This window comes from Agrobacterium sp. 16-2014-1-2a (assembly GCF_053522705.1).
The window spans coordinates 175187-195556 of record NZ_JBNWBX010000006.1; the positions used below are offsets into that span (position 1 = coordinate 175187).

Annotated in this window: 17 protein-coding genes; 7 read left to right on the plus strand and 10 right to left on the minus strand. The window is 58.5% G+C overall.

Annotation, left to right across the window (positions count from 1 at the left end; translation table 11 throughout):
• Positions 1 to 167 precede the first annotated feature (167 nt).
• The 9 genes from ACQZ45_RS18615 to ACQZ45_RS18655 all read right to left on the minus strand — a co-directional run bounded on the left by ACQZ45_RS18615 (position 168) and on the right by ACQZ45_RS18655 (position 11668).
• Positions 168 to 1520 carry a class I SAM-dependent methyltransferase gene (locus ACQZ45_RS18615; RefSeq protein ID WP_448742417.1) on the minus strand — a complete coding sequence of 451 codons (1353 nt, stop codon included), beginning with the start codon at positions 1518 to 1520 and terminating at the stop codon, positions 168 to 170.
• Between the two features lies 1 nt (position 1521).
• A complete protein-coding gene (poxB, locus tag ACQZ45_RS18620; RefSeq protein WP_421721648.1) occupies positions 1522 to 3252 on the minus strand; it encodes a ubiquinone-dependent pyruvate dehydrogenase in 1731 nt (576 codons plus the stop codon).
• A gap of 105 nt (positions 3253 to 3357) precedes the next feature.
• The gene (locus tag ACQZ45_RS18625) at positions 3358 to 3498 is read right to left on the minus strand and encodes a DUF2474 domain-containing protein (RefSeq protein WP_081308668.1); all 141 of its coding nucleotides are present in this window, start codon (positions 3496 to 3498) and stop codon (positions 3358 to 3360) included.
• Positions 3498 to 4508 carry a cytochrome d ubiquinol oxidase subunit II gene (gene cydB, locus ACQZ45_RS18630; RefSeq protein ID WP_065689071.1) on the minus strand — a complete coding sequence of 337 codons (1011 nt, stop codon included), beginning with the start codon at positions 4506 to 4508 and terminating at the stop codon, positions 3498 to 3500. The genes ACQZ45_RS18625 and cydB overlap by 1 nt, the downstream gene beginning before the upstream one ends.
• Before the next feature lies 1 nt (position 4509).
• The gene (locus ACQZ45_RS18635; protein ID WP_065689070.1) at positions 4510 to 5946 is read right to left on the minus strand and encodes a cytochrome ubiquinol oxidase subunit I; all 1437 of its coding nucleotides are present in this window, start codon (positions 5944 to 5946) and stop codon (positions 4510 to 4512) included.
• Positions 5947 to 6245: 299 nt separating this feature from the next.
• The gene (locus ACQZ45_RS18640; protein ID WP_065689069.1) at positions 6246 to 7544 is read right to left on the minus strand and encodes a c-type cytochrome; all 1299 of its coding nucleotides are present in this window, start codon (positions 7542 to 7544) and stop codon (positions 6246 to 6248) included.
• Complete coding sequence (locus tag ACQZ45_RS18645; protein WP_065689068.1) at positions 7541 to 9817, minus strand: xanthine dehydrogenase family protein molybdopterin-binding subunit; 2277 nt, start codon at positions 9815 to 9817, stop codon at positions 7541 to 7543. The genes ACQZ45_RS18640 and ACQZ45_RS18645 overlap by 4 nt, the downstream gene beginning before the upstream one ends.
• Before the next feature lies 1 nt (position 9818).
• Positions 9819 to 10262 (minus strand): (2Fe-2S)-binding protein, encoded by a 444-nt coding sequence (locus ACQZ45_RS18650; protein ID WP_112495554.1) that lies wholly within the window; start codon positions 10260 to 10262, stop codon positions 9819 to 9821.
• 230 nt (positions 10263 to 10492) lie between these two features.
• Positions 10493 to 11668 carry an MFS transporter gene (locus tag ACQZ45_RS18655; RefSeq protein ID WP_065689066.1) on the minus strand — a complete coding sequence of 392 codons (1176 nt, stop codon included), beginning with the start codon at positions 11666 to 11668 and terminating at the stop codon, positions 10493 to 10495.
• Between the two features lie 105 nt (positions 11669 to 11773).
• On the opposite strand from ACQZ45_RS18655, the gene ACQZ45_RS18660 reads away from it, so the two are divergent.
• The 7 genes from ACQZ45_RS18660 to ACQZ45_RS18690 all read left to right on the plus strand — a co-directional run bounded on the left by ACQZ45_RS18660 (position 11774) and on the right by ACQZ45_RS18690 (position 19993).
• Positions 11774 to 12625: a LysR family transcriptional regulator gene (locus ACQZ45_RS18660; RefSeq protein ID WP_065689065.1), complete on the plus strand. Its 852-nt coding sequence runs from the start codon at positions 11774 to 11776 to the stop codon at positions 12623 to 12625.
• Positions 12626 to 12901: 276 nt separating this feature from the next.
• Positions 12902 to 14137: a sensor histidine kinase gene (locus ACQZ45_RS18665; protein WP_065689064.1), complete on the plus strand. Its 1236-nt coding sequence runs from the start codon at positions 12902 to 12904 to the stop codon at positions 14135 to 14137.
• Positions 14138 to 14432: 295 nt separating this feature from the next.
• Entirely contained in the window at positions 14433 to 15200 is a 768-nt protein-coding gene (locus ACQZ45_RS18670) for a helix-turn-helix domain-containing protein (RefSeq protein WP_236736267.1), read from the plus strand.
• Positions 15201 to 15445: 245 nt separating this feature from the next.
• Entirely contained in the window at positions 15446 to 15820 is a 375-nt protein-coding gene (locus tag ACQZ45_RS18675; protein ID WP_448742418.1) for a helix-turn-helix domain-containing protein, read from the plus strand.
• Positions 15821 to 15938: 118 nt separating this feature from the next.
• Entirely contained in the window at positions 15939 to 17051 is a 1113-nt protein-coding gene (locus ACQZ45_RS18680) for an HlyD family secretion protein (protein ID WP_065689062.1), read from the plus strand.
• Positions 17048 to 18649, plus strand: coding sequence for an MFS transporter (locus ACQZ45_RS18685; protein WP_065689061.1), 1602 nt, complete (start codon positions 17048 to 17050; stop codon positions 18647 to 18649). The genes ACQZ45_RS18680 and ACQZ45_RS18685 overlap by 4 nt, the downstream gene beginning before the upstream one ends.
• 108 nt (positions 18650 to 18757) lie before the next feature.
• The gene (locus tag ACQZ45_RS18690) at positions 18758 to 19993 is read left to right on the plus strand and encodes a molybdopterin molybdotransferase MoeA (RefSeq protein ID WP_448742419.1); all 1236 of its coding nucleotides are present in this window, start codon (positions 18758 to 18760) and stop codon (positions 19991 to 19993) included.
• Positions 19994 to 20034: 41 nt separating this feature from the next.
• On the opposite strand, the gene ACQZ45_RS18695 is transcribed toward ACQZ45_RS18690, so the two are convergent.
• Complete coding sequence (locus ACQZ45_RS18695) at positions 20035 to 20325, minus strand: hypothetical protein (RefSeq protein WP_139104394.1); 291 nt, start codon at positions 20323 to 20325, stop codon at positions 20035 to 20037.
• Positions 20326 to 20370: the final 45 nt, after the last annotated feature.

Sequence of the window (20370 nt, forward strand, 5' to 3'; positions counted from 1 at the left end):
TAGACAGTTCGCTGGGGCTTGACCCTTGACTGCAGTTCCTCCAATTCCCGGCGAATGAAGATTCGGCAGTTCTCGGAACCGGGATCGACGGAAACGGCAGTACGGGGCACGGCGTCCGACCTCGGGTGAGATCCCTCCAAGCGGACATGGAAGCCAGGTTTTGCGATTTACGCAGCGGGTTCACTCGTAGCAACGCTCCGATTTTCCCTAGAGGCACGGATCCCATCGACGTTTGACAGCACAAGCCCGACGCCGGATTTTCGTCCGCCTGAAGGGTCATCGATAGGAATTCTACTCCTTGACGCGATCGAAATCAGCTTCGTTCTCTCCATCTCACTTATATAGTCTCGCGCCAGCGGGACCGTTGCGACATCCTTCGTTAGCTGGATCTGCCAATTCATGTGCCCCAACCGGCGGAATGCCAATTCCGATCCGATAAGGTAGAACTCGAACATGCGGCAGAAGCGCTCGTCGTATAGGCGAGCTAGGTCCTTGCGATGCTTGTCGAAGCGCTCGCGCCAGAGCTCCAGCGTCCGGGCATAATGTAGGCGCAGAATCTCGATGTCCGAGGCCCATAGGCCCGACTTCTCAACGACCGACATCACCTCGGAAACTGCTGGCGAATAGCCGCCGAGGAAGATGTACTTGGCGATCCAGGGGTTCGTGCTTCCCGGACCGTCGGCACGGCCGATCGCGTGGATCACGGCAACGCCGTCGTCGCGCAGCAGAGACTTCACCTTGTGGAAAATGGTATTGTAGTAGTTGATGCCGACATGCTCGAACATGCCAACAGAGACGATCCGATCGACCCGCTGATCCCAATCGCGGTAATCGATTAGTTCGAAGGAGACGAGGCCGCTCAGACCTTCCTCGAATGCTCGGCGACGCGCAACTGACAATTGTTCCTGGGACAGCGTCAGCCCGATCACCCGCGCGCCGTACTCTTTCGCAAGGAACAGCGCCATACCCCCCCAACCGCACCCAATATCCAGCACCTCGAGGCCTGGACGATCAAGTAGAAGCTTCGAGGCTATATGAACTTTCTTCTTCAGTTGCGCCTCTTCAAGGCTCTCATCCCCATCCGCGAAATAGGCACAGGAATATTGTCGATCGTGATCGAGGATCACCGAATAGAGACGATCGTCGAGGTCATAGTGGTGGGCGACATTTCGCCGCGACCGGGCGGTCGAGTTGAGCTGGTCGAGGCTGCGGCGTAGCCAGCGGAGCTTCTCCATGAACTTGTCGAAGGGATGGCTGCCACCCTCCATCGAGTTCATGGCGAGGAAATCGAGCGTGCCAAACAGATCTCGATCGCCGAATTCGACATCACCGTCCATATAGGCCTCGCCAAGAGCGAGCGCCGGATTTCTTGCAAGCCGGCGCTGCGCCTTCTTGCTTCTGATCGCCATCGAAGCCCGAGGCTCGCCACCCGTTCCGAAGAACCTGACCGTCCCGTCCGGAAAGGTGACACTCAGGGTGCCAATCTTGATTAAACGTTCAAGTGCTGCTTCGAGGATCATGTCAGCGCTCCAGGAAGTTCGAAAGCGTTAGATCGACCAGCTCGTCGCCCCGGCCGTTCATGACCGTGCGTAGCGCCCACAGGCTGAAGCCTTTCACTTGCTCGGCCTTGATCTGCGGCGGCATGGACAGCTCTTGCGTGTTGGTCACCACATCGAGGAGCGCCGGCCCGTCATGTGCAAGGATGTCCTTGATGGCGTCTTCCAGCTCTGAAGGGTCTTCAACGCGGACGCCATGAACCCCGACCGATTTGGCAAACTCCGCAAAATTCGGATTCTTCAGCGTCGTTCCGGTTTCGAGGAAGCCCGACGCCTTCATTTCCATGGCGACAAAGCCAAGCGTCGAGTTGTTGAAAACGATGACCTTGACCGGCAGGTCCTGCTGCACGAGCGTCAGGAAGTCGCCCATCAGCATGGCGAAACCGCCATCACCGGAGAGACTGATGATCTGACGGCCGGGATAGGCGGACTGGGCGCCGATTGCCTGCGGCATCGCATTCGCCATGGACCCGTGCGACAGAGAACCGATCATTCGTCGCTTCCCATTCATTTTCAGATAGCGGGCCGCCCAGATAGTCGGCGTGCCGACGTCGAAGGTGAAGACCGCGTCCTCAGAGGCATGATCGTTGATGAGTTTTGCCAGATACTGGGGATGGATCTTCCGGCCGGCCTTGCCGGTGGCGAGATCATCGAGACCCGCGCGCGCTTTGACGTAGCGTTCCTTGCAGAAATCGAGATAGGAAGCGTCGGCGTTCGCCTCAACAAGCGGCAGCACCGCCTCGATCGTTGATTTAACGTCGCCGACGAGAGCCAGATCGAGCGCCACGCGGCGACCGAGATTTTCAGGCCGAATGTCCACCTGGACGATCTTTGCGTTCGATGGCATGAACTGGCGGTAGGGGAAGTCGGTGCCTAGCATCACCAGCGTGTCGCAATCATGCATGGCGGCATAGCCGGAGGAAAAGCCGATGAAGCCGGTCATGCCGACATCGAAGGGGTTGTCCCATTCGACATATTCCTTACCGCCCAACGCATGGACGATCGGCGCCTTGAGGCGGTCGGCGAGTTGCAGAAGCTCGGCATGCGCTCCCGCGCAGCCACGGCCGCAAAACAATGTGGTCTTGGCGCTGCTGTTGAGGATATCGGCAAGTTGGACGATTTCGCTCGGCTGAGGCGTGACGCTCGGCTGAGGCAAGGCAAATGCCGCAGCCTGCGAGATCTTAGCCGTGAACTCGGAAAGGGCAACGTCGCCGGGAATCACGATGACGGCGACACCGCGCCTGCCGACAGCAGCTCGGATTGCCGCTTCCAGGACGCCAGGCAGCTGGTCGGGATGGCTGACCATTTCGCAAAAGTGGCTGCATTCGCGGAAAAGCTGATCGGGGTGGGTTTCCTGGAAATAGCCACGCCCGATTTCGGCAGACGGGATCTGCGCGGCGATCGCGAGAACCGGAACGCGGGAGCGATGGCAATCGAAGAGGCCGTTGATGAGGTGAAGGTTGCCCGGGCCACAGCTGCCCGCGCATACGGCAAGCTCGCCGGTAAGATGAGCCTCGGCTCCAGCAGCAAAGGCCGCAGTTTCCTCGTGCCGCGTGTGGATCCATTCGATATCCTTGCGAACCCGTAGCGATTCCGTAAGGCCATTGAGGCTGTCTCCAACAACGCCGTAGATGCGGCGCACACCGGCTGCGTGGAGGATTTCCGTAATAACGTCTGCTGCCTTCTTAGCCATGATGTTCTCCTTGATGGTCAGTCGATAAATGTGATCGCGAGCCATCGAGCGTGTGCCCAGACAAGCGATTGGCTTAAAATTTCGTGGGATCTTTGGAACGCGGCGGGGCTATTCGGTCAGCCCAGCCAGAGACATGATGAAGCGGAAGGCCATAGCAAATATGCCTAGGCCGATAACCGACATGGTCCAGATGGCGATCATCCAGCCGACCCGCTTGGCCGGTTGCGGTACGGAGGTCCTGATCGACATCAGTGATACCCCTCGCCAACGGTCTGCTTGCCGCGGAATACGTAGTAGGACCATGTCGTGTAGACGAGAATGATCGGAATGATGAAGAGCGTGCCGACGAGCGCGAAGCCCATGCTCTCGGGCGGTGACGCGGCTGCCCAGATCGTGATCGAAGGCGGAATGATGAAGGGCCACATGCTGATTGCAAGCCCAGTGTAACCGAGGAAGATCATGAGGAGCGCCAGAACGAACGGCGCCGCATGAACCTCACGGCTTCGTAGCACCCGCAGATGGAGCCAGGTTACGCCAAGCACCAGCACAGGGACAGGTGCCAGAAAGAACAGATTGGGGAAGCTCAGCCAGCGTGTCGCGACCTGCGGGTGCATGATAGGCGTCCAGATGCTGACGATGACGATCACGACGAGAAGGGCAATCGCGATCCACTGTGCCAGGTTACGCATCCGTCGCTGGAGGTCGTCCGAAGTCTTCATGATGAGCCAGGTTGAACCGAGAAGCGCATAGGCGACCATCAGGGCGAAGCCGGTGAAAATGCTGAACGGGGTAAAGCAATCGACTGCAGTGCCGGCAAATGTCGTGCCGTCGAGTTTGAAGCCGTTGATAAAAGCACCGAGCGCCACACCCTGCGAAAAGGTCGCGACATAGGATCCGCCGGCAAAGGCGCGGTCCCAGAACGGCTTGTGGCGATCGGAAGCCTTGAAGCGGAATTCGAAGGAGACCCCCCGCCATATGAGGCCCGCGAGCATGAACATCAGCGGCAGATAAAGCGCACTGAGCAAAAATCCGTAGGCCAAAGGAAACGCCGCGAACATTGCGGCGCCCCCGAGAACAAGCCAGGTCTCGTTACCGTCCCAAACCGGCGCCACGGTATTGACCATGGCATCGCGTTCCTGACGATCCTTGATGAAGGGGAAGAGGATGCCGATCCCGAGATCGAAACCATCCATGATGACGTACATCATGACGCCGAAGGCGATAATAACCGCCCAGATGAGGGGAAGATCGATACCCATCTCAAACCTCCGTGGTTTCGCGCATCGGCGCGGGGTCGATTGTGTCGGGGACAGCGGAGAACGGACGAGCGGGACGTTTGATCTGTCCGTCATCTTGAGGGTTGTTGCTGCCACGGCCCTCTTCAGGTCCATGTGCAACCATCCTCAGCATGAAGCCGATACCGGTGCCGAAGATCAGGAAATACATGACGATGAACATGACCAGTGTGATGCTCAGGGTCAGAACCGAGTGGTTGGATACCGCGTCCTGGGTGCGCAGAATTCCGTAGACCACCCAAGGCTGCCGCCCGACTTCCGTGGTAATCCAGCCGGCAAGAACCGCGATCAGCCCGGTCGGCCCCATACAGAGGGCAAACAACAAGAAAAGCTTCGTCTCATAGAGCTTACCGCGCCAGCGCTGGAATGCACCCCAGGCTCCGAGCAGGAACATCGCCAGACCGAGACCGACCATAATGCGGAAGGTGAAGAAGATGATCGTCGAGTTCGGACGATCTTGAGGCGCGAACTCCTTCAGGCCAGGGATCTTGCCATGCAGTGTATGCGTCAGGATAAGGCTGCCCAGATACGGGATCTCGATCGCATATTTCGTCTCTTCGGCGGCCATGTCGGGGACGCCGAAGGCAATCAGCGGCAGGCTCGTGGCATTCGGATCGTTTTCCCAATGTCCCTCGATTGCAGCGATCTTTGCAGGCTGATGTTCGAGCGTGTTGAGGCCGTGGGCATCGCCAACGAACATTTGGACCGGAGCCACGAAGAGAAGCATCCACAGCGCCATCGAAAACATTTTTCGGATCGCCGGTGACGAGTGACCTCGCAACAGATGCCAGGCCGCTGCCGCCCCGACGAACAAGGCAGTCGACAGGTAAGCAGCAAGCGTCATATGCGCCAGACGGAAGGGGAAGGATGGATTGAAGATGACGGCCAGCCAGTCGGTCGGCACCACTTTGCCATTGATGATCTCGAAGCCCTGTGGTGTCTGCATCCAGCTGTTGGATGCCAGGATCCAGGTCGTGGAGATCAGCGTACCGAGTGCAACCATGGCCGTAGCGAACATGTGCAGGCCCGGTCCGACCTTGTTCCAGCCGAACAGCATGACGCCGAGGAAACCCGCCTCGAGGAAAAAGGCTGTCAGGACCTCATAGGTCAAAAGCGGCCCGGTGACACCACCGGCGAATTGCGAAAACCCGCTCCAGTTGGTGCCGAATTCGTATGCCATGACGAGGCCGGACACGACACCCATGCCGAAATTCACGGCAAAGATTTTCGACCAGAAGTGATAGAGTTCCACATAGACCGGATTTCGGCGGATCAGCCATAGCGCTTCGAGCACCGCCAGGAAGCTGGCAAGACCGATCGTGATTGCGGGAAAAATGATATGGAACGAGACGGTGAAGGCAAATTGCAGTCGCGCAAGTTCCAATGCGCTAAAACCCAGCATCGAGGCGCTCCTTTGCGTTGAGTGATTGATGGCGAGCGGTAAGTGTTCGAATGTCGAACGCTCTAGAAAGCGTCTGCCAACACAATCGCGGCTGGGCGCCTGACCCGCAACTAAACGTAGGTATAGCTCGGCTATGCCTTGATATGCAGCGGCGGGACACAAGAACAGCGAGGGCGGAATGCGGCCGCCACGACCAGCTTCATCTGCCATTGCAGCGCGGGGCTCCGGGGGGGGGACAGAAAAACGCGCAGCCAGATTTCTGACTGCGCGCCGTATGCTTGCAGGTGAGGATTTTCGTGTTAGCGAGCCGCTGCAACGTCGTTAGGCGTTACTTGGCCTTTCATGCCCCCGAAATGCACGATCACGTAATTTGCAAGGGCCGCGATTTCGGCATCTGAATACCCATTTGCAAAGGCAGGCATCGCGGTCGCGGGAGTGCCCGTCTGATCGGCCGTGCCCTGCAGAATGACGCGAACGAGGTTTGAGCCCTGGGGGTCGTTGACCGAATGCGATCCAGTCAGGGAGGCGCGGGCGATATTCTGACCGGAGCCGTCCCAGCCGTGACAGCTGGCGCAGGCACCTTCGAAAATCTTCTCCCCGACGCTTCCCTCCCGTGTGTCAGGCGTCCATGGTTTTGACGCTTGGGTGGCTGGCGCACTCGGATTGACAGAAGGGCCGCCATAGCTTGCCGGCTTGGCAGGAACCGTGCGCAGATAGGTGACGATCGCGTCGATATCGGATTGCGGAAGCTTGCTGAGGCTGAGATCGATCGCCTGTCGCATTGGGCCGGCAGCCGGGCCATGGCCCGCAGCATAACCCTTGGATAGATAGGACGCGAGTGCGGCGTCTGACCAATTTCCTACGCCGGTCGCACTGTCGGGCGTTATGTTCCAGGCCTTCCAACCGTCTACGACACTTCCCGAGAGCGCCTTGCCCTGCTCGCGCTGGAACATCAGGCCCCGTGGAGTATGGCATTCGCCGCAATGGGCGAGGGCTTCGACCAGATAGGCACCTTGGTTCCACTGTGCAGTCTTGGACGTGTCCTGCTCATAGGGACCCCAGGGCATAAACAAGAGCTTCCAGAAGCGCAACGTCCAACGTTTATTGAACGGGAAAGCGAGCTCGTTTTCGGGCGCCGGGCCGGATGCGGGCGCGAGCGTCGCCATATAGGCCTTGATCGCAAGAATGTCGTCGGTGGAGAGCAAGGCATAGGATGTGTAGGGGAAGGCTGGATAGAGATCCTCGCCGTGTTTGCCAACGCCGGAACGAACCGCGCGCACGAACTCGGCGTCGGACCAGGAGCCGATCCCGTCCTTGGTTTCAGGCGTGATGTTCGGAGAAAAGATTGTTCCGAATGGAAGTTTGAAGGCAAGCCCGCCGGCGAAGGGCCTTCCGCCGGGGACGGTATGACAGGCCTCGCAGTCGGCTGCCGTCGTCAGATATTTTCCGCGTGCGACCAGTTCGGATCCGTGTGGCTGGGACGCGCTGGCTGCAACGTCCGGAAGCCGATGCGGCCAGAAGAAGAATGCGAGCGCGCCGATACCCACAACGACTATGACGGCCGCGATGACGAAGAGGAACTTGGGAAGATACCTCATTGTGCCACGCTCCCCTGGCTGGAGACGGTCTTGTCTCGATAGGAAGCGCCGGCGACCTCATCGCCATGGCCTTTTTCCATCAGGAGCGTTCGATCGATCGGTAGCGAGCGCAGCCGGACCCCTGTCGCGGCATAGATCGCATTGGTGAGCGCAGCTGGTGCCGATACCGTTCCGACCTCGCCGAGGCCCCCCGGATTTTCGGTGCTCGGCATGACGAAGACCTGGAAAGGCGGAACTTCATTCATGCGGATCTGCCGGTAATCGTGGAAATTGCTTTCCTGGACGCGGCCATCCTTGAAGGTCACGCCGTTGTGGAGCGCAGCCGACAGGCCGAACAAAGTCCCGCCGGTCATTTGCGCGACAATGCTGTCAGGATTGATCGGCACGCCACAGTCGACGGCGATCGTCCCGTTGCGCAGAAAAACTTCCCCGTAGCGATCGACTTCGACCTCCATTACGAGGGCCGCAAACGTCCCGAAACTGTGGTGGAGCGAGACGCCTCGCCCTCTACGCGGTGCAAGTGGCTCGCCCCAATTCGATGCTTGGGCAGCCTTGTTTAGGACGGCAATCGCGCGCGGATTACCCTGCAGCATCGCTAGCCGGTACTCCATGGGATCCTTGCCGGCTGCAAGCGCCAGTTCATCGATAAAGCTCTCGACGACGAAGACATTGTGTCCCTCGCCAACGCCGCGCCACCAGTTCAGGGCGACAGGACCGTCCTGGCGGACCCATTCCCACTTCCCGGTAGGGATCGCATAAGGCATATCCACCGAACCCGCGATCGTATCGGGATCGAGCTTGCCTTCGGGCCACGGCTTGCGATCGTAATAAGTTCGAACCGTCGATGCTGTCGTGCGGTGATGGAATGCGGCGGGCAACCCGGTCTTCGGGTTAAGCGTTGCGACCACCTTGTCGAAATAGGCGGGCCGGTAATAATCGTGCATGATGTCCTGCTCGCGGGTCCAGATGATCTTGACCGGATAGTTTGCAAGCTTCCCAAAGCGCGCGGCCTGCTGGATCGTATCGACGGCCAGTCTGCGGCCGAAACCGCCGCCGATCAGGTGCGGATGCACGATCACTTTTTCGATCGGCAGACCGACGATTTCGGCAGCGACGAGGCGGGCGATCTCGGGCACCTGCGTGCTGACCCAGATGTCGCAGCGGTCAGGCTGCATGTGGATCGTCGTGTTGATCGGCTCGAGCGCGGCATGTGCGAGATAGGGAAGCTCATAGGTCGACTCGATACGCACGCCGGAGGCTAGTGCCGTGTCCGGATCACCGACGACCTTGCCGACCACAGGTGTCGCCGTGGCGGTGCGAAGGGCGTCCCACAGGTCCTTTGACGAGAACGATGTGTTTGGTCCCAGATCCCATTCGACGACAAGAAGGTCGAGGCCCTTCTTGGCAGCCCAGTAGGTCTCGCCAACGACGGCAACCGCGTCTTCGATCCGCAGAATGTCAACGACGCCAGGCGACGCGAGCGTGGCCTTGTCATCGACCGACTTCACCTTTCCGCCGATCGTCGGACAGATGGTGATTGCGGCATAACGCATGCCTTCGACCATGACATCGATCCCGAACTTCGCGGCGCCGGTCACCTTTTCAGGGGTATCGACACGCTTCAGCGGCTGCCCGATAAGTTTGAACTGGCCTGGCTTCTTGAGTTGAACGTCTGTCGGCACTGGCTGCGAACGCGCTGACTCGGCGACCGATGCGTAGCTTACCGTGCGACCGGTCGGATTGTGGGTGACCACTGCTCTTGCCGCGCTGCATTCTTCGGCCGGCACCTGCCAGATGCCCGCGGCAGCGTTGATCAGCATCGTACGGGCTGCAGCGCCTGCCTGTCGCAATGGGAGATAGAAGGCGCGGACCGACGTCGATCCGCCGGTGATCTGGCCCTTAAGGATCGACTGGTTGTAGGCCGTCGGATCGGCAGGCGCCAGCGCGACCTCAACCTGGTCGAGGCCGACTTCGAGCTCTTCGGCGAGAAGCATCGCCTGGGTTGTCGCGATCCCCTGCCCCATTTCAGCGCTCGGGATGACCAGAACGATCTGACCGTCGGCGCCCACGCGTATGAAGCCGTCAGGGACGAAACCGTCAAAGCCGGTCGCGGACGCGTCGAGGGCGCCAGCCTGACCGAGGTCGGTCGACGGTACCAGTGCGCGCGCCGAGTTGGCGAAAGCAAATCCGATCACGAGGGCGCTGCCAGCGAGAAATTTCCGGCGACCGGGCGATGGAAGGCTCTTGTCGTCAAGAAGACCAAAAAGACGCATGTCAGGCCTCCTTGATCGCGTCGCGGATGCGGGGGTACGTGCAGCAGCGACAGATATTGCCCGACATCGCAGCATCGATGGCCGCGTCGTCAGGTTTCGGGTCGCGGGCGAGCAGTGCCGAAGCTGCCATGATCTGTCCGCATTGGCAGTAGCCGCATTGAACGACTTCGAGCGATAGCCATGCCTTCTGGATACGCCGGCCTTCGTCTGTTTCCCCAATCCCCTCAATCGTGGTGATGGCGCCATCGAGCTCGCCGATCGGGAGCATGCAGGACCTCACCGGCTTGCCATCGACCTGGATGGTACACGCCCCGCACTGACCGATACCGCATCCGAACTTTGTGCCGGTCATGCCAAGCAGGTCGCGAAGGGCCCATAGAAGGGGCATGTCCGGCGGTCCGTCGAGTTGAACGGAACGCCCATTTACGGTTGCTGAGATCGCCATGAGGATGGGCTTTCGATGATTGTATCGGGGGTGGCGATACGGGGATTGCAGGTTTGCCTAAGTGATTTTACGGGGAATGTGGCCGGGAATAACTGAGACGTTGGCCTAGCTTGCCTATACGAAGGTGTAGGCTGCCGGCTTGCCGCCCCGCGGACAGGGCTGAGTTCTCGCCCTCCGCGATAGTTGAGTTTGACGATGCGGCGGGCAATCTGCCCGCCGCATCGCATAGGTCATTCAGAAGCCCGCCTGCTCGACTGAAGACCGACGGCGACGGCGCTAGCTGCACATGCCACCAGCGTAGCGGCCATCCAGCCGAAGTGATTGTAGGCTGCGGTTCCGATCGCCGAGCCGGCGGCGCCGCCTAGGAACATCGCACCCATGAACACGGTGTTGAGGCGAGCACGCGCTTCAGGCCGCAGCGAGTAGACAATAGCCTGATTGGAAACCATGGCCGACTGGATGCCGAAGTCGAGTGTGACAACACCAATCACAAGGGCGGCGATGGTTGGGGATGCCGCAAACAGGAGCCACGACAGCAGGCAGATGATCGCGCTGAGCTTCACGACGATCGCCGGACCGCGCCGGTCGGATATCTTTCCGGCAAGGGGGGCTGCGATCACGCCGACCGCACCGACAATCCCGAACAGACCGGCTATTCCTGCGCCCATTCCAAATTGAGGTTCTGCCAGACGGAAGGGCAAGATGGTCCAGAAGGCGGAGAAGCCTGCAAACAGAAGAGCCTGGGTGAAGGCTGCACGCCGTAGCTCAGGCAATTCGCGCCACAGCTTTCCGATCGACGCAATCAGGGCAGGATAACGCAGCTGGCTCGTAGGGGCCGCAGAAGGCAGGACCGCCCACATGCCGACCGCGCCAAGGATCGCGACCGGGACGGCGATCATGTACATTTCGCGCCACCCAAGTCCTCCACCGATATAGCCGGCAACGGTCCGGCTGAGCAAAATGCCACCGAGCAATCCCGACATGAGTGTGCCGACCGTTGCGCCCCGCTTTTCCGGAGAGGCAAGGTGCGCTGCGAATGGAATGATCTGCTGGGCCACCGTCGCGGTAAAGCCGACAAAGATAGAAGCGAGCAAGACTTCCGCAGTGCCTGATGCGAATGCTAGGCCCAGAAGAGCAATCGCGAGGACAGCGAATTGAGCAACGATCAGACGTTTACGCTCGACGATATCGCCGAGGGGTACCAGCAGGAACAGGCCTGCTGCGTAGCCCAGCTGCGTGACCGGCGACACCAGGCTGGCCGCTCCGGGCAGCTCGTGCGCCATGATTTTGAGCATCGGCTGGTTGTAATAAATGTTTGCGACGGCGACACCGGTGGCCAGCGCCATCGCAAAGGTAAGTGGTGCAGACATTCTCTGCACGGTAGCCGTCTGAGTGGTGAAAGTCATCTCTGACCTCCTTTCGAGGAAGAATGACGTTGCTTATCTGCCGAACGATGTTGTTCCTCAATCGATGTTGCTGCACAGTCAAAGTACGATTCTGAACGGGTTACAATGGATTGGGGTGACGTTCGCATTTTCCTTGCTGTAGCAAGAAGCGGGACGCTTGGCGCAGCTGGCCGCCAACTGAAGATCAGCCACCCGACGGTCAGCCGACGGCTGCAGGCTTTGGAAGATGCTACCGGGCAGACGCTTTTTCAGCGAACTGCGGATGGGTATGTCCTAACCGAGGAGGGTGCTGCCGTGCTGGCGATGGCAGAGCACATGGAGGAAGCTGCGCTTGCGATGGAACGACGGCTAGCCGGTGACGAACAGAAGCTTGAAGGCACTTTGCGGATATCGTCTTCCGACTGGTTTGGAGCTTGGGTTCTACCTCCGGTGATGGCGGTGTTCTCGAGAGCCCATCCCGGCGTTGATATTGAGGTGCTAACGGGGACGCGGCTCTTCAGCCTCGCTCAGAGGGAAGCCGACGTCGCTTTCCGGATCCAACCCTTCGCAGAGGCAGACATCGTGCAGCGTAGGCTTATTGATATGCGTTATGGTGTCTATTTGGCAAAGGGGTTGGAGGTTCCCCAGCCCGGAAAAGGCGATGGTTTTAATCTGGTCACCATGGATACTTCGCTAGGGATGTTTCCGGATATCGCTTGGCTGAAGCAGAAGCTCCCGGGCGCGAAGGTTGCGTTAAAATCAAACAGCAGAAGTGTGCAGGCCCAAATGAGCAGCGCCGGTGTTGGAATCGCCGTGTTGCCCCGCCCTGTCGGTGACCAGCAGGCGAACCTAACGCGGATTGACCTCGGAGAGGATCCACCATCAAGGGAAATCTGGATGGGTTATCATCGTGATGTGAGGCGGTCGGCACGGCTGCGCGCGTTTGTCGATCTTGCGGTTAGGATGCTTGCAAACTGAAAGACGCAGCGGCGAGTCAGTAAGAGCCCTGGTCACCGAAGCGATCTTTGCGCGCCTTCGGGCCCGCGGTGGGAGCAAGATTGCGCAATGGGCCGTCTGAACGCGATTAGCCACACACAGGGACATCGAAGGATTTTGAAAGATACTGCGCCAGATTCACACTGGTTTGAACGAACACGCCGCAATGTGTTATTCGACGGGTCCCGCACATTGACGACTGCAGGCGTCTGCTTCTTCTATCACCACCAAGGCAGATGCTATGACAGGGTGGCGACAATGATCGACGCGGGCGGAAAGTTGCAACGGTCCTCTACGAGAGGCGCTCAAGCCGGTGCTGCGCAAATAGAAGATCTGCTGACCGAAGCAGTGCGTTTTTCGGATGCGCGCAAGGCGTATCTGTTGGTGCAATCGCACGAGGGGTTTGAAGTCCACACCAGGATAGAGCTCGTTGATGGCCAAGCCGTCGTGACACACCCGGATGCTGGCCAGCTGGATCCGTATGAGGCGGCTATCGTCGATCAGGTCGCGTTATCGCCAGAGAGGATAGAGGCAGTGACATTGCGGAGCGATATGCCGACGAAGGCATTTCGTATGAAGGATGAAGATCAATCCTCCATGTGGATTCCAATCATTGGACCAAGCGGAGGCATGTGCCTGCTCTACATGGAAACTGGCGTTTCAACGGCAGACTTTCCGGGGCACGTCGTCCGAGCGATTGAGCTGTATGCGTTTGCTTTAGGACGTCTCTTCCAACACGGCGTTGGCGAAAGCGGTCCAGTCGCTGGGTTGGGCCTGGTATCTGAATGGCGACGGGATCTTGGCGACGTCGATCCGGTAGTGCTTGCTGGCGTGGCAGAATCGCTTGCGATAGAGGTCAACGACGCACTATCGGCGGTCATCGCCCATGCCGGCGCAGGACTTCACTGGCTCAATCAAAAATCGCCGAAGATCGAAAAGGCACGGCAATCCTTGAGAAAAATCGCCACTTCGACCTTCTCGGTCGGCGGCATCGTCGCGGCACATCGCAAGGCGCAGAAATCGGGAGTTGCTGACGCGAAACCGGCGGACTTACAGGTGATCGTCGCCGACGCGCTTCAGTCGCTTACCACCGACCTAAGCGTTGCTAAGATCCAGTGCCAATGCGAGTTTTCCTCGAGCACTCTCGTTCATGCCAACGCTAACCAGGTCCAGCGGGCGATCGTCAGCGTGATCAGCATCGCGGTCGAAGCGATGGCGGCGGCGGAGGGCGCTCGAATACTGACGATTTCGAGTACAACAGAGGACAGATTTTGCGTTTTGTCCTTTTCCAATACCGGCAAGGCCATACCGGCTGATGCGCGCGACGCAATCTTCGACCCATCTTATACCTCAAAGCAGGGGAACCGTGGTATCAAGCTCGCTATTGCCCGCACAATCACGCAGCTGCATGGTGGGTCACTCGATATTGCCCGCTCAACAACCGATTTTACGACGATGCTGTTGAAGCTACCAGCGGCTGTCCCCTGCCGCTAGCGTAGCAGGTTGTCCGACACGATCTGATCGAGCACGGAAACTGCTCGCCCCATAACGCATGGCCTCAAGCGATCTATATTGCTAATGAGAATTATGAATGCGACGGCGACCGGAGAAAACGCTAGTGCGAAAAGCAAGGGCATCAGACAATCGCGAGATGGAATATCTACGCGCAGACACGGGGCCGTATATTGGCAAATCGTCCCTGAGTGGTGGGCTGCTTTCAGTTTCGAGAATAAAGTGCGAAGTGCCCGGGCACGGGCTTTCGGGTGACCATGTGCAGGAGGACGCCTTTATGTTGTCCACTCAGCTGCGCGACTATCAAGGTGAGTTGTGGGTCGATGGCTCCAAAGTAGACTTTTCCGGAAGTAAAAAAGGCAATTTCACGCTTTACGACTATTCGAGAGTCTGGCGGGCGGACCTCCAGTCGCCATTCGATTGTGTGAACTTTCATATCTCTCGGCGAGCTCTTTATTCGCTTGAGGAAGAGATTGGAACAAAGCAGCTGGATGGCTTCAACATCGCCCCGGGTGCAGACATCAAGGACCCGATCGTGGAAAACATCGTCAATGCGCTTGTGCCGATATTTGACGGTAGTTTCGAAGAAAATCAGCTTCTTCTCGATTATGTCGGCACGGGTCTTCTTCTTCATCTGGCATCGACCTATGGCAGCACGCACCGCGCAGCTCGCATAAGTCGGGGTGGCCTCACGCCAGTCCAGCTCAATCGCGCGACGATGTTGCTGGATGCTAACCTCGACGCACAGTTAAGCCTTTCCGACATTGCGGCTCAATGCGGGCTTTCATCGTCCTATTTTGCCAGAGCCTTCAAAACATCAACGGGCGCAACCCCGCATAGATGGCTGGCTCATCGGCGGATTGACAAAGCAACTGACCTGCTCAAAAACTCGGTTCTTTCTCTTAAAGAAATTGCGTCTGCCTGCGGATTTGCCGATCAGGCTCATTTCACCCGCGCGTTCGGCGAAGCTAAGGGTGTTTCACCTGCTGCTTGGCGGCGCAACGTGTCTTGGTCGCCGACCTTCAAACTCAAATCAGGCAAATAGTACAGGTTCATTTCCGGGAAAGTAGAGCTTTCCACAAAGCGACCGCTCTGAAAACAATCTCTCATCCTATACCACCAGAACCGGACCGTTCAATCTCAACCAATAATGATACGGTCGTTCACCGCTGACCTTTGCCTTTTTCGCAAAACTGTTTCGCCTTCTTTCCGGCTTATCCCCCCTCGTCATCCACTGCAGATGATCCTCGAACCCATGATGAGTGACGAGAACAGGGCAGCGGCTAGCATATGTCGACTTTCAAGCGGGGTGGTCTGACGCCCCTTCGACTGACTCAGGCCTTCCACCTTCTTGAAGACAGCATCTCAAATCGAGCGACGCTGACTGAAATTGCCCGCAGTTGCGGTCTGTCGCCAACCTACTTCGCACATGCTTTCAAAGTCTCGATGGGTGTTTCCCCATACCGATGGCTTGCAAGTCGGCGGATCGAGAAAGCGACGGAACTCCTCGCCGGATCAAGGATCCCCTTGAGCGAGGTGGCAACCAAGTGCGGTTTTGTCGACCAGGCGCATTTTGCGAAATCGTTTCGGAAGATGCATGGAATCCCGCCTTCGACCTGGAGGAAACATAAACGCTTCGTCGAGACATGCGGTTCACTCGATTGATCCGAGCCCATACAGAAGGACGTTCTACCTATTCATCCGTATAGTGTCGGGCCTCATTCGACCTTGGTACCTTTGGAGCAGAATCTTTTTGCACCGATCACGACGGGTTCCAACAACGATGACCGACCAGACTTCCCAGGGGAGCAGTGCCCCGGCTTTGCCCGCTCCGCCTCCCTCCGCCGTCATAGCTACTATCCGGCGCGTGGCCATCCCCTTCGTCGCGGTCGTGATCGTCGGGTCGGCGGTGGCGTCTGTCATCATCGACTGGGACAGATGGATTGCCGGCTCTGCGCAGCAATGGACTGACGATGCAATCGTCAATGCCGACATTTCGACACTCAGCGCCCAAGTCAGCGGGATCATCAGGAGCGTCCCGGTTGCCGATTATCAGAAGGTGACCAAGGGTACACTGCTCGCAGAAATCGACCCTCGCACCTATGAGGCTGCGGTTACCGTTGCATCGGCCAACCTTGCATCAGCCAACGCAACGCTTGCCAATCTTGCCAACCAGATCGAACTGCAGAATGCAGCGATCGATGCTGCCGAAGCACAACACGTCTCTGCCCTCGCGCAACAGACGCAGGCTGACGAGGAGTACCGCCGCCAGAAAGATTTAGGCGGCGCCACGACCCAGCAGGCCCTCCAACAGGCCCAAGCCGCCGCGGTGCAGGCGGCCGCATTGGTCCGTTCGACCGCGGCTTCCACCGCACAACAGCAGGCTCAGCTTAAAGTCCTGCGAGGACAGGAGCCACTGCTGAGTGCGCAGGTGAGTGCCGCACAGGGCGATCTCGACACAGCCGAGATCAACAAGGGTTATACCCGGATTTATGCGCCATTCGACGGGATGCTCGGCCGACGGCTTGTTCACGAGGGAGACTTCGTCGCCGCTGGCACTGGCATTGTCTCGGAAGTTCCGCTTCCGAACGTTTATGTGATGGCAAACTTCAAGGAAACGCAGCTGGCGCGCATGGCGGCAGGCGACAAGGCGGAAATCAGCTTCGACACTTTCCCGGGACAGGTGCTACGGGGCACCGTCATAGACCTGTCACCGGCAAGTGGCTCCATCTTCGCCCTCTTGCCTCCCGACAATGCGACCGGGAACTATACCAAGGTCGTTCAGCGCGTCCCCGTGAAGATCGCTTTAGATGCGGGCCAGCCTCTACTGCGCAAACTTCTCCCGGGCATGTCAGCGATCGTCACCGTCGACACGCCCGGCAGAGTAGGCCAATGACAACGGTCATTCGCTCGTTCGGTCCGATTACCCGCGGAACAACCGCCACTCGGCCGGTGTTGATTGTCGCAGCCCTGCTGCTCGCATCTTTCGTCGTGGGATTTGACACCCGCGTCTTTGTGGTCGGCATGCCCGATCTTCGGGCAGCGTACTCGCTAAGCGTAGACGAAGCATCGTGGCTGAGCACAATTGCAAATGCGCCGCAGATTCTGATTGCGTCGGGCGTTGCCTGGCTTGCCACAGTTTTCGGCGTACGCCTGATCATGATCCCGACGGCTCTTGTCTATGCGATCATTTCGCTTGAAATTCCGATGGTCAATGACGGCACCCTGCTCTTCGTGCTCCATGCAATCAGAGGCCTTCTCCTCGGGATCTTCATCCCCGCGACGATCATGGTGATTTTCCGTAATCTCGACAAACGATACTGGCTTATCGGAATTGCCATTTATGTGCTGCGCGTGCCTCTTTCGCAGAACTTGGGCTTTGTCCTTGTCGGCTTCTACGGCGATTATCTCGGCTGGCAGTGGATGTACTGGCAGGATGTGATTGTTGCGCCACTTATTGCGCTCCTTCTCTTTATCGCAGCCCCGAAAGAGCAGATCAATTTAAGCCTTCTGGAGAACGCTGACTGGGGTGGAATGATGCTGCTTGGGGCATCGATGACTATGCTTTATGTGGGGCTCGACCAGGGCAATCGGCTTGACTGGTTTCAATCCGGAACGATCATCGCCCTTCTGGCCGGCGGCTCGATCCTGGCCATCGGCTTTTTGATCAACGAGAGTCTTGTCGCGCATCCCTGGGCGCATTTCAGCGTGATCATGAGCCGGAATATCGGGCTTGGTTATGCGATAATCATTTGTTACGCACTTTCGAGTGCGGGTGCCTCAATCTCGGTACCCGGCTTCTTGCAGAACGTCATCGGACTACGGCCAATCGCCATCTCAACGATCTATCTTACCGGCGCCGTCATCCCGGTCTTCCTGTTCATCGCCACAGCGGCGCTGTTGTTACGCCGTTTCGATGCACGTATTGGCATTGTTATCGGACTTGCTCTGATGGCCCTTGGTTCCTTTCTCGGCTCGAAACTGACGATTGCCTGGGGACCATGGACTTTCTACCCGATCGTCATCCTTCACACGGCCGGTCAATCCTTCGCTTTCTTCGCGACAATCGTCTATCTGATCGGAAACTCAGATCCTTCCCGCTCAACTGCTGTCTCGGCCTATATCCAAGTTGTGCGACTCGGTAGCGTCGAACTGGCAACGAGCATTCTCTCTACGCTGCAGAGGCAGCGCGAACAATTCCACTCCGATATTCTCAATGGTCCGATCACGGCGACATCCCAGCAACTTCATGTCGTGCTTCAAAAGCTGCAGCATGTGTTCGGCGCCGGGGCTCGAGCCCATCTGGAGAGCTTGTCGGCCGTTGCCGGAAGGATCCATAACCAAGCGACCGTTCTTGGCTACAGCGATCTGTTCTTCATTTCGTTTTGGGCAGCGATCGCCGGCTTGCTGATCGCGGCGTTCATGGTTTCAATGCCATACGGCCCACTTCATCCTGATTTCGAGCATGAGACACGGGGCAAGGCGAAACCCTGACGATGGGGTCGAATGGCGCCGCCTGGGCCTTTCCACAGCATGCCTTGCATCATGGGTTGTGATAGGACGAATTGATAAACGAAGCGATATCGCAACAAGGCTCGCAGCATGACGATCGAAAGCCCGGCCCCTAAGACGCTGTCCGAAGCGCTCGAGTTCATTTTCAGCTATCTCGAGCCGTTCCCGAAGCCTGTCGCGGTACCAACCCGGCAGGCGCTTGGCCGCATCCTCGCAGAAGACCTTGCCGCGGATGCCGCCTTGCCAAGGTTCGACAACGCCGCGATGGACGGCTTTGCGGTCCGCTCGGTCGACCTTGGAGATGACGGTAGAGGCGTCGATCTCAAGATCGTCGCAACAATTCAAGCCGGTCAGACAATTTCACACAAAATCGGTCCGGGAGAGGCTGCCCGTATCACAACGGGCGCCATGCTACCGCAAGAAGCCGATCGTGTGGTCATGCAGGAAAATGCCAGAATGGACGGCGATCGCGTGCGCTTGTTCACAACGGTCCCCGATAAAAGCCATATCCGGCGCATCGGCGACGACATCAAGCGCTCAAGCAAAATTCTCGAGGCAGGCACGCTGATTGGCGCAGGCCATATCGTCCTGTTGTCCGCGCTCGGCGTCGGTTCGCTCCAGGTCAATCCGAGGCCTAAGGTCGCGCTGCTGTCGACCGGCGATGAATTGCACGACGCCCCTACCCCGCTTGGACCAGGTCAGATCTACGACAGCAACAGGCCAATGCTTGCAGTCATGCTTGAGGCTGCTGGCGCTGAGGTTACGGATCTCGGGATTGTTCGCGATGACCCTGATCATCTGCTGACAACACTTGTCGGCGCCGCCTCAGATCACGACCTCATCATCTCGTCCGGGGGAGCCTCAGCGGGTTTTGCCGATCACTTGACCCGCACCGTATCCCAGCGTGGTCATCTGGAATTCTGGAAACTCGACATGCGGCCCGGCAAGCCAATCGGCTTTGGCGATGTCGATCATTGCCCCATACTGATCCTGCCGGGTAATCCGCTGGCCGCCGCAGCAGGCTTGGCCGTATTCGGTCAGGCGATCGTCGAGCAGCTGGCAGGGCAAAAGACGAAAAGCGGGACCACTCTTCGCCTTCCGATCTCCAAACCGTACCCGAAGCCGTTTGGCCGAACCCAGATTTTGCCTGGTCGGCTCGCCACCGACCCGGTGACCGGAACCACAATCGCCGATCCGTTACCGGATCGCGGTTCGGCCAGCCTGCATTCCCTGTCGCTCGCCACGCATCTGATTGTGCTGAGTGGCAATCAGGCTGACGTAAGCGCAGGCGATCCGGTCGAAGTCATTCCGTTATGGCGCTGCTGATATAGACCTGCCCGTGGACCGTCAGGACGGCAGTCCGAGGTTCAAGCGAAAGCCGGAACAGGCGGAGAGAACGCCCGCTGGTGAATATCCATGGGAGCCTCGCCGTGTGACCGCAACGGTTCGTGCCATACCTGTTCATGCGGAATGGTCGGCTTCGTCTCTGCCGCGACAGCGTGGGTGGCACCCGCGAAGACCTGTGCCGGCGCCTTGAGGCGCGCTGCAGCCATTTGAATGATTTCGGCGAAATCGCTGAGCGAAATTCCGTCGGCCTTCAACATCACGCGGATCAGCGGATCGGTCAGGATTTCGGACATGGTAAGCTCTCGTTGCATTGTTCGCCTCCTGGGCCAATCGGTTCTTGTGGGTCTGTCGTCTTC

Bases quoted from the DNA above. Each gene is read 5' to 3' on its own strand.
- ACQZ45_RS18615 (WP_448742417.1), bottom strand. From the start codon at position 1,520: ATGATCCTCGAAGCAGCACTTGAACGTTTAATCAAGATTGGCACCCTG.
- ACQZ45_RS18675 (WP_448742418.1), top strand. From the start codon at position 15,446: ATGTCGACTTTCAAGCGGGGTGGTCTGACGCCCCTTCGACTGACTCAG.
- ACQZ45_RS18695 (WP_139104394.1), bottom strand. From the start codon at position 20,325: ATGCAACGAGAGCTTACCATGTCCGAAATCCTGACCGATCCGCTGATC.
- ACQZ45_RS18660 (WP_065689065.1), top strand. From the start codon at position 11,774: ATGGATTGGGGTGACGTTCGCATTTTCCTTGCTGTAGCAAGAAGCGGG.
- ACQZ45_RS18680 (WP_065689062.1), top strand. From the start codon at position 15,939: ATGACCGACCAGACTTCCCAGGGGAGCAGTGCCCCGGCTTTGCCCGCT.
- ACQZ45_RS18665 (WP_065689064.1), top strand. From the start codon at position 12,902: ATGATCGACGCGGGCGGAAAGTTGCAACGGTCCTCTACGAGAGGCGCT.
- ACQZ45_RS18685 (WP_065689061.1), top strand. From the start codon at position 17,048: ATGACAACGGTCATTCGCTCGTTCGGTCCGATTACCCGCGGAACAACC.
- ACQZ45_RS18690 (WP_448742419.1), top strand. From the start codon at position 18,758: ATGACGATCGAAAGCCCGGCCCCTAAGACGCTGTCCGAAGCGCTCGAG.
- ACQZ45_RS18670 (WP_236736267.1), top strand. From the start codon at position 14,433: ATGTTGTCCACTCAGCTGCGCGACTATCAAGGTGAGTTGTGGGTCGAT.
- cydB (WP_065689071.1), bottom strand. From the start codon at position 4,508: ATGGGTATCGATCTTCCCCTCATCTGGGCGGTTATTATCGCCTTCGGC.
- ACQZ45_RS18655 (WP_065689066.1), bottom strand. From the start codon at position 11,668: ATGACTTTCACCACTCAGACGGCTACCGTGCAGAGAATGTCTGCACCA.
- ACQZ45_RS18645 (WP_065689068.1), bottom strand. From the start codon at position 9,817: ATGCGTCTTTTTGGTCTTCTTGACGACAAGAGCCTTCCATCGCCCGGT.
- ACQZ45_RS18650 (WP_112495554.1), bottom strand. From the start codon at position 10,262: ATGGCGATCTCAGCAACCGTAAATGGGCGTTCCGTTCAACTCGACGGA.
- ACQZ45_RS18640 (WP_065689069.1), bottom strand. From the start codon at position 7,544: ATGAGGTATCTTCCCAAGTTCCTCTTCGTCATCGCGGCCGTCATAGTC.
- ACQZ45_RS18625 (WP_081308668.1), bottom strand. From the start codon at position 3,498: ATGTCGATCAGGACCTCCGTACCGCAACCGGCCAAGCGGGTCGGCTGG.
- ACQZ45_RS18635 (WP_065689070.1), bottom strand. From the start codon at position 5,946: ATGCTGGGTTTTAGCGCATTGGAACTTGCGCGACTGCAATTTGCCTTC.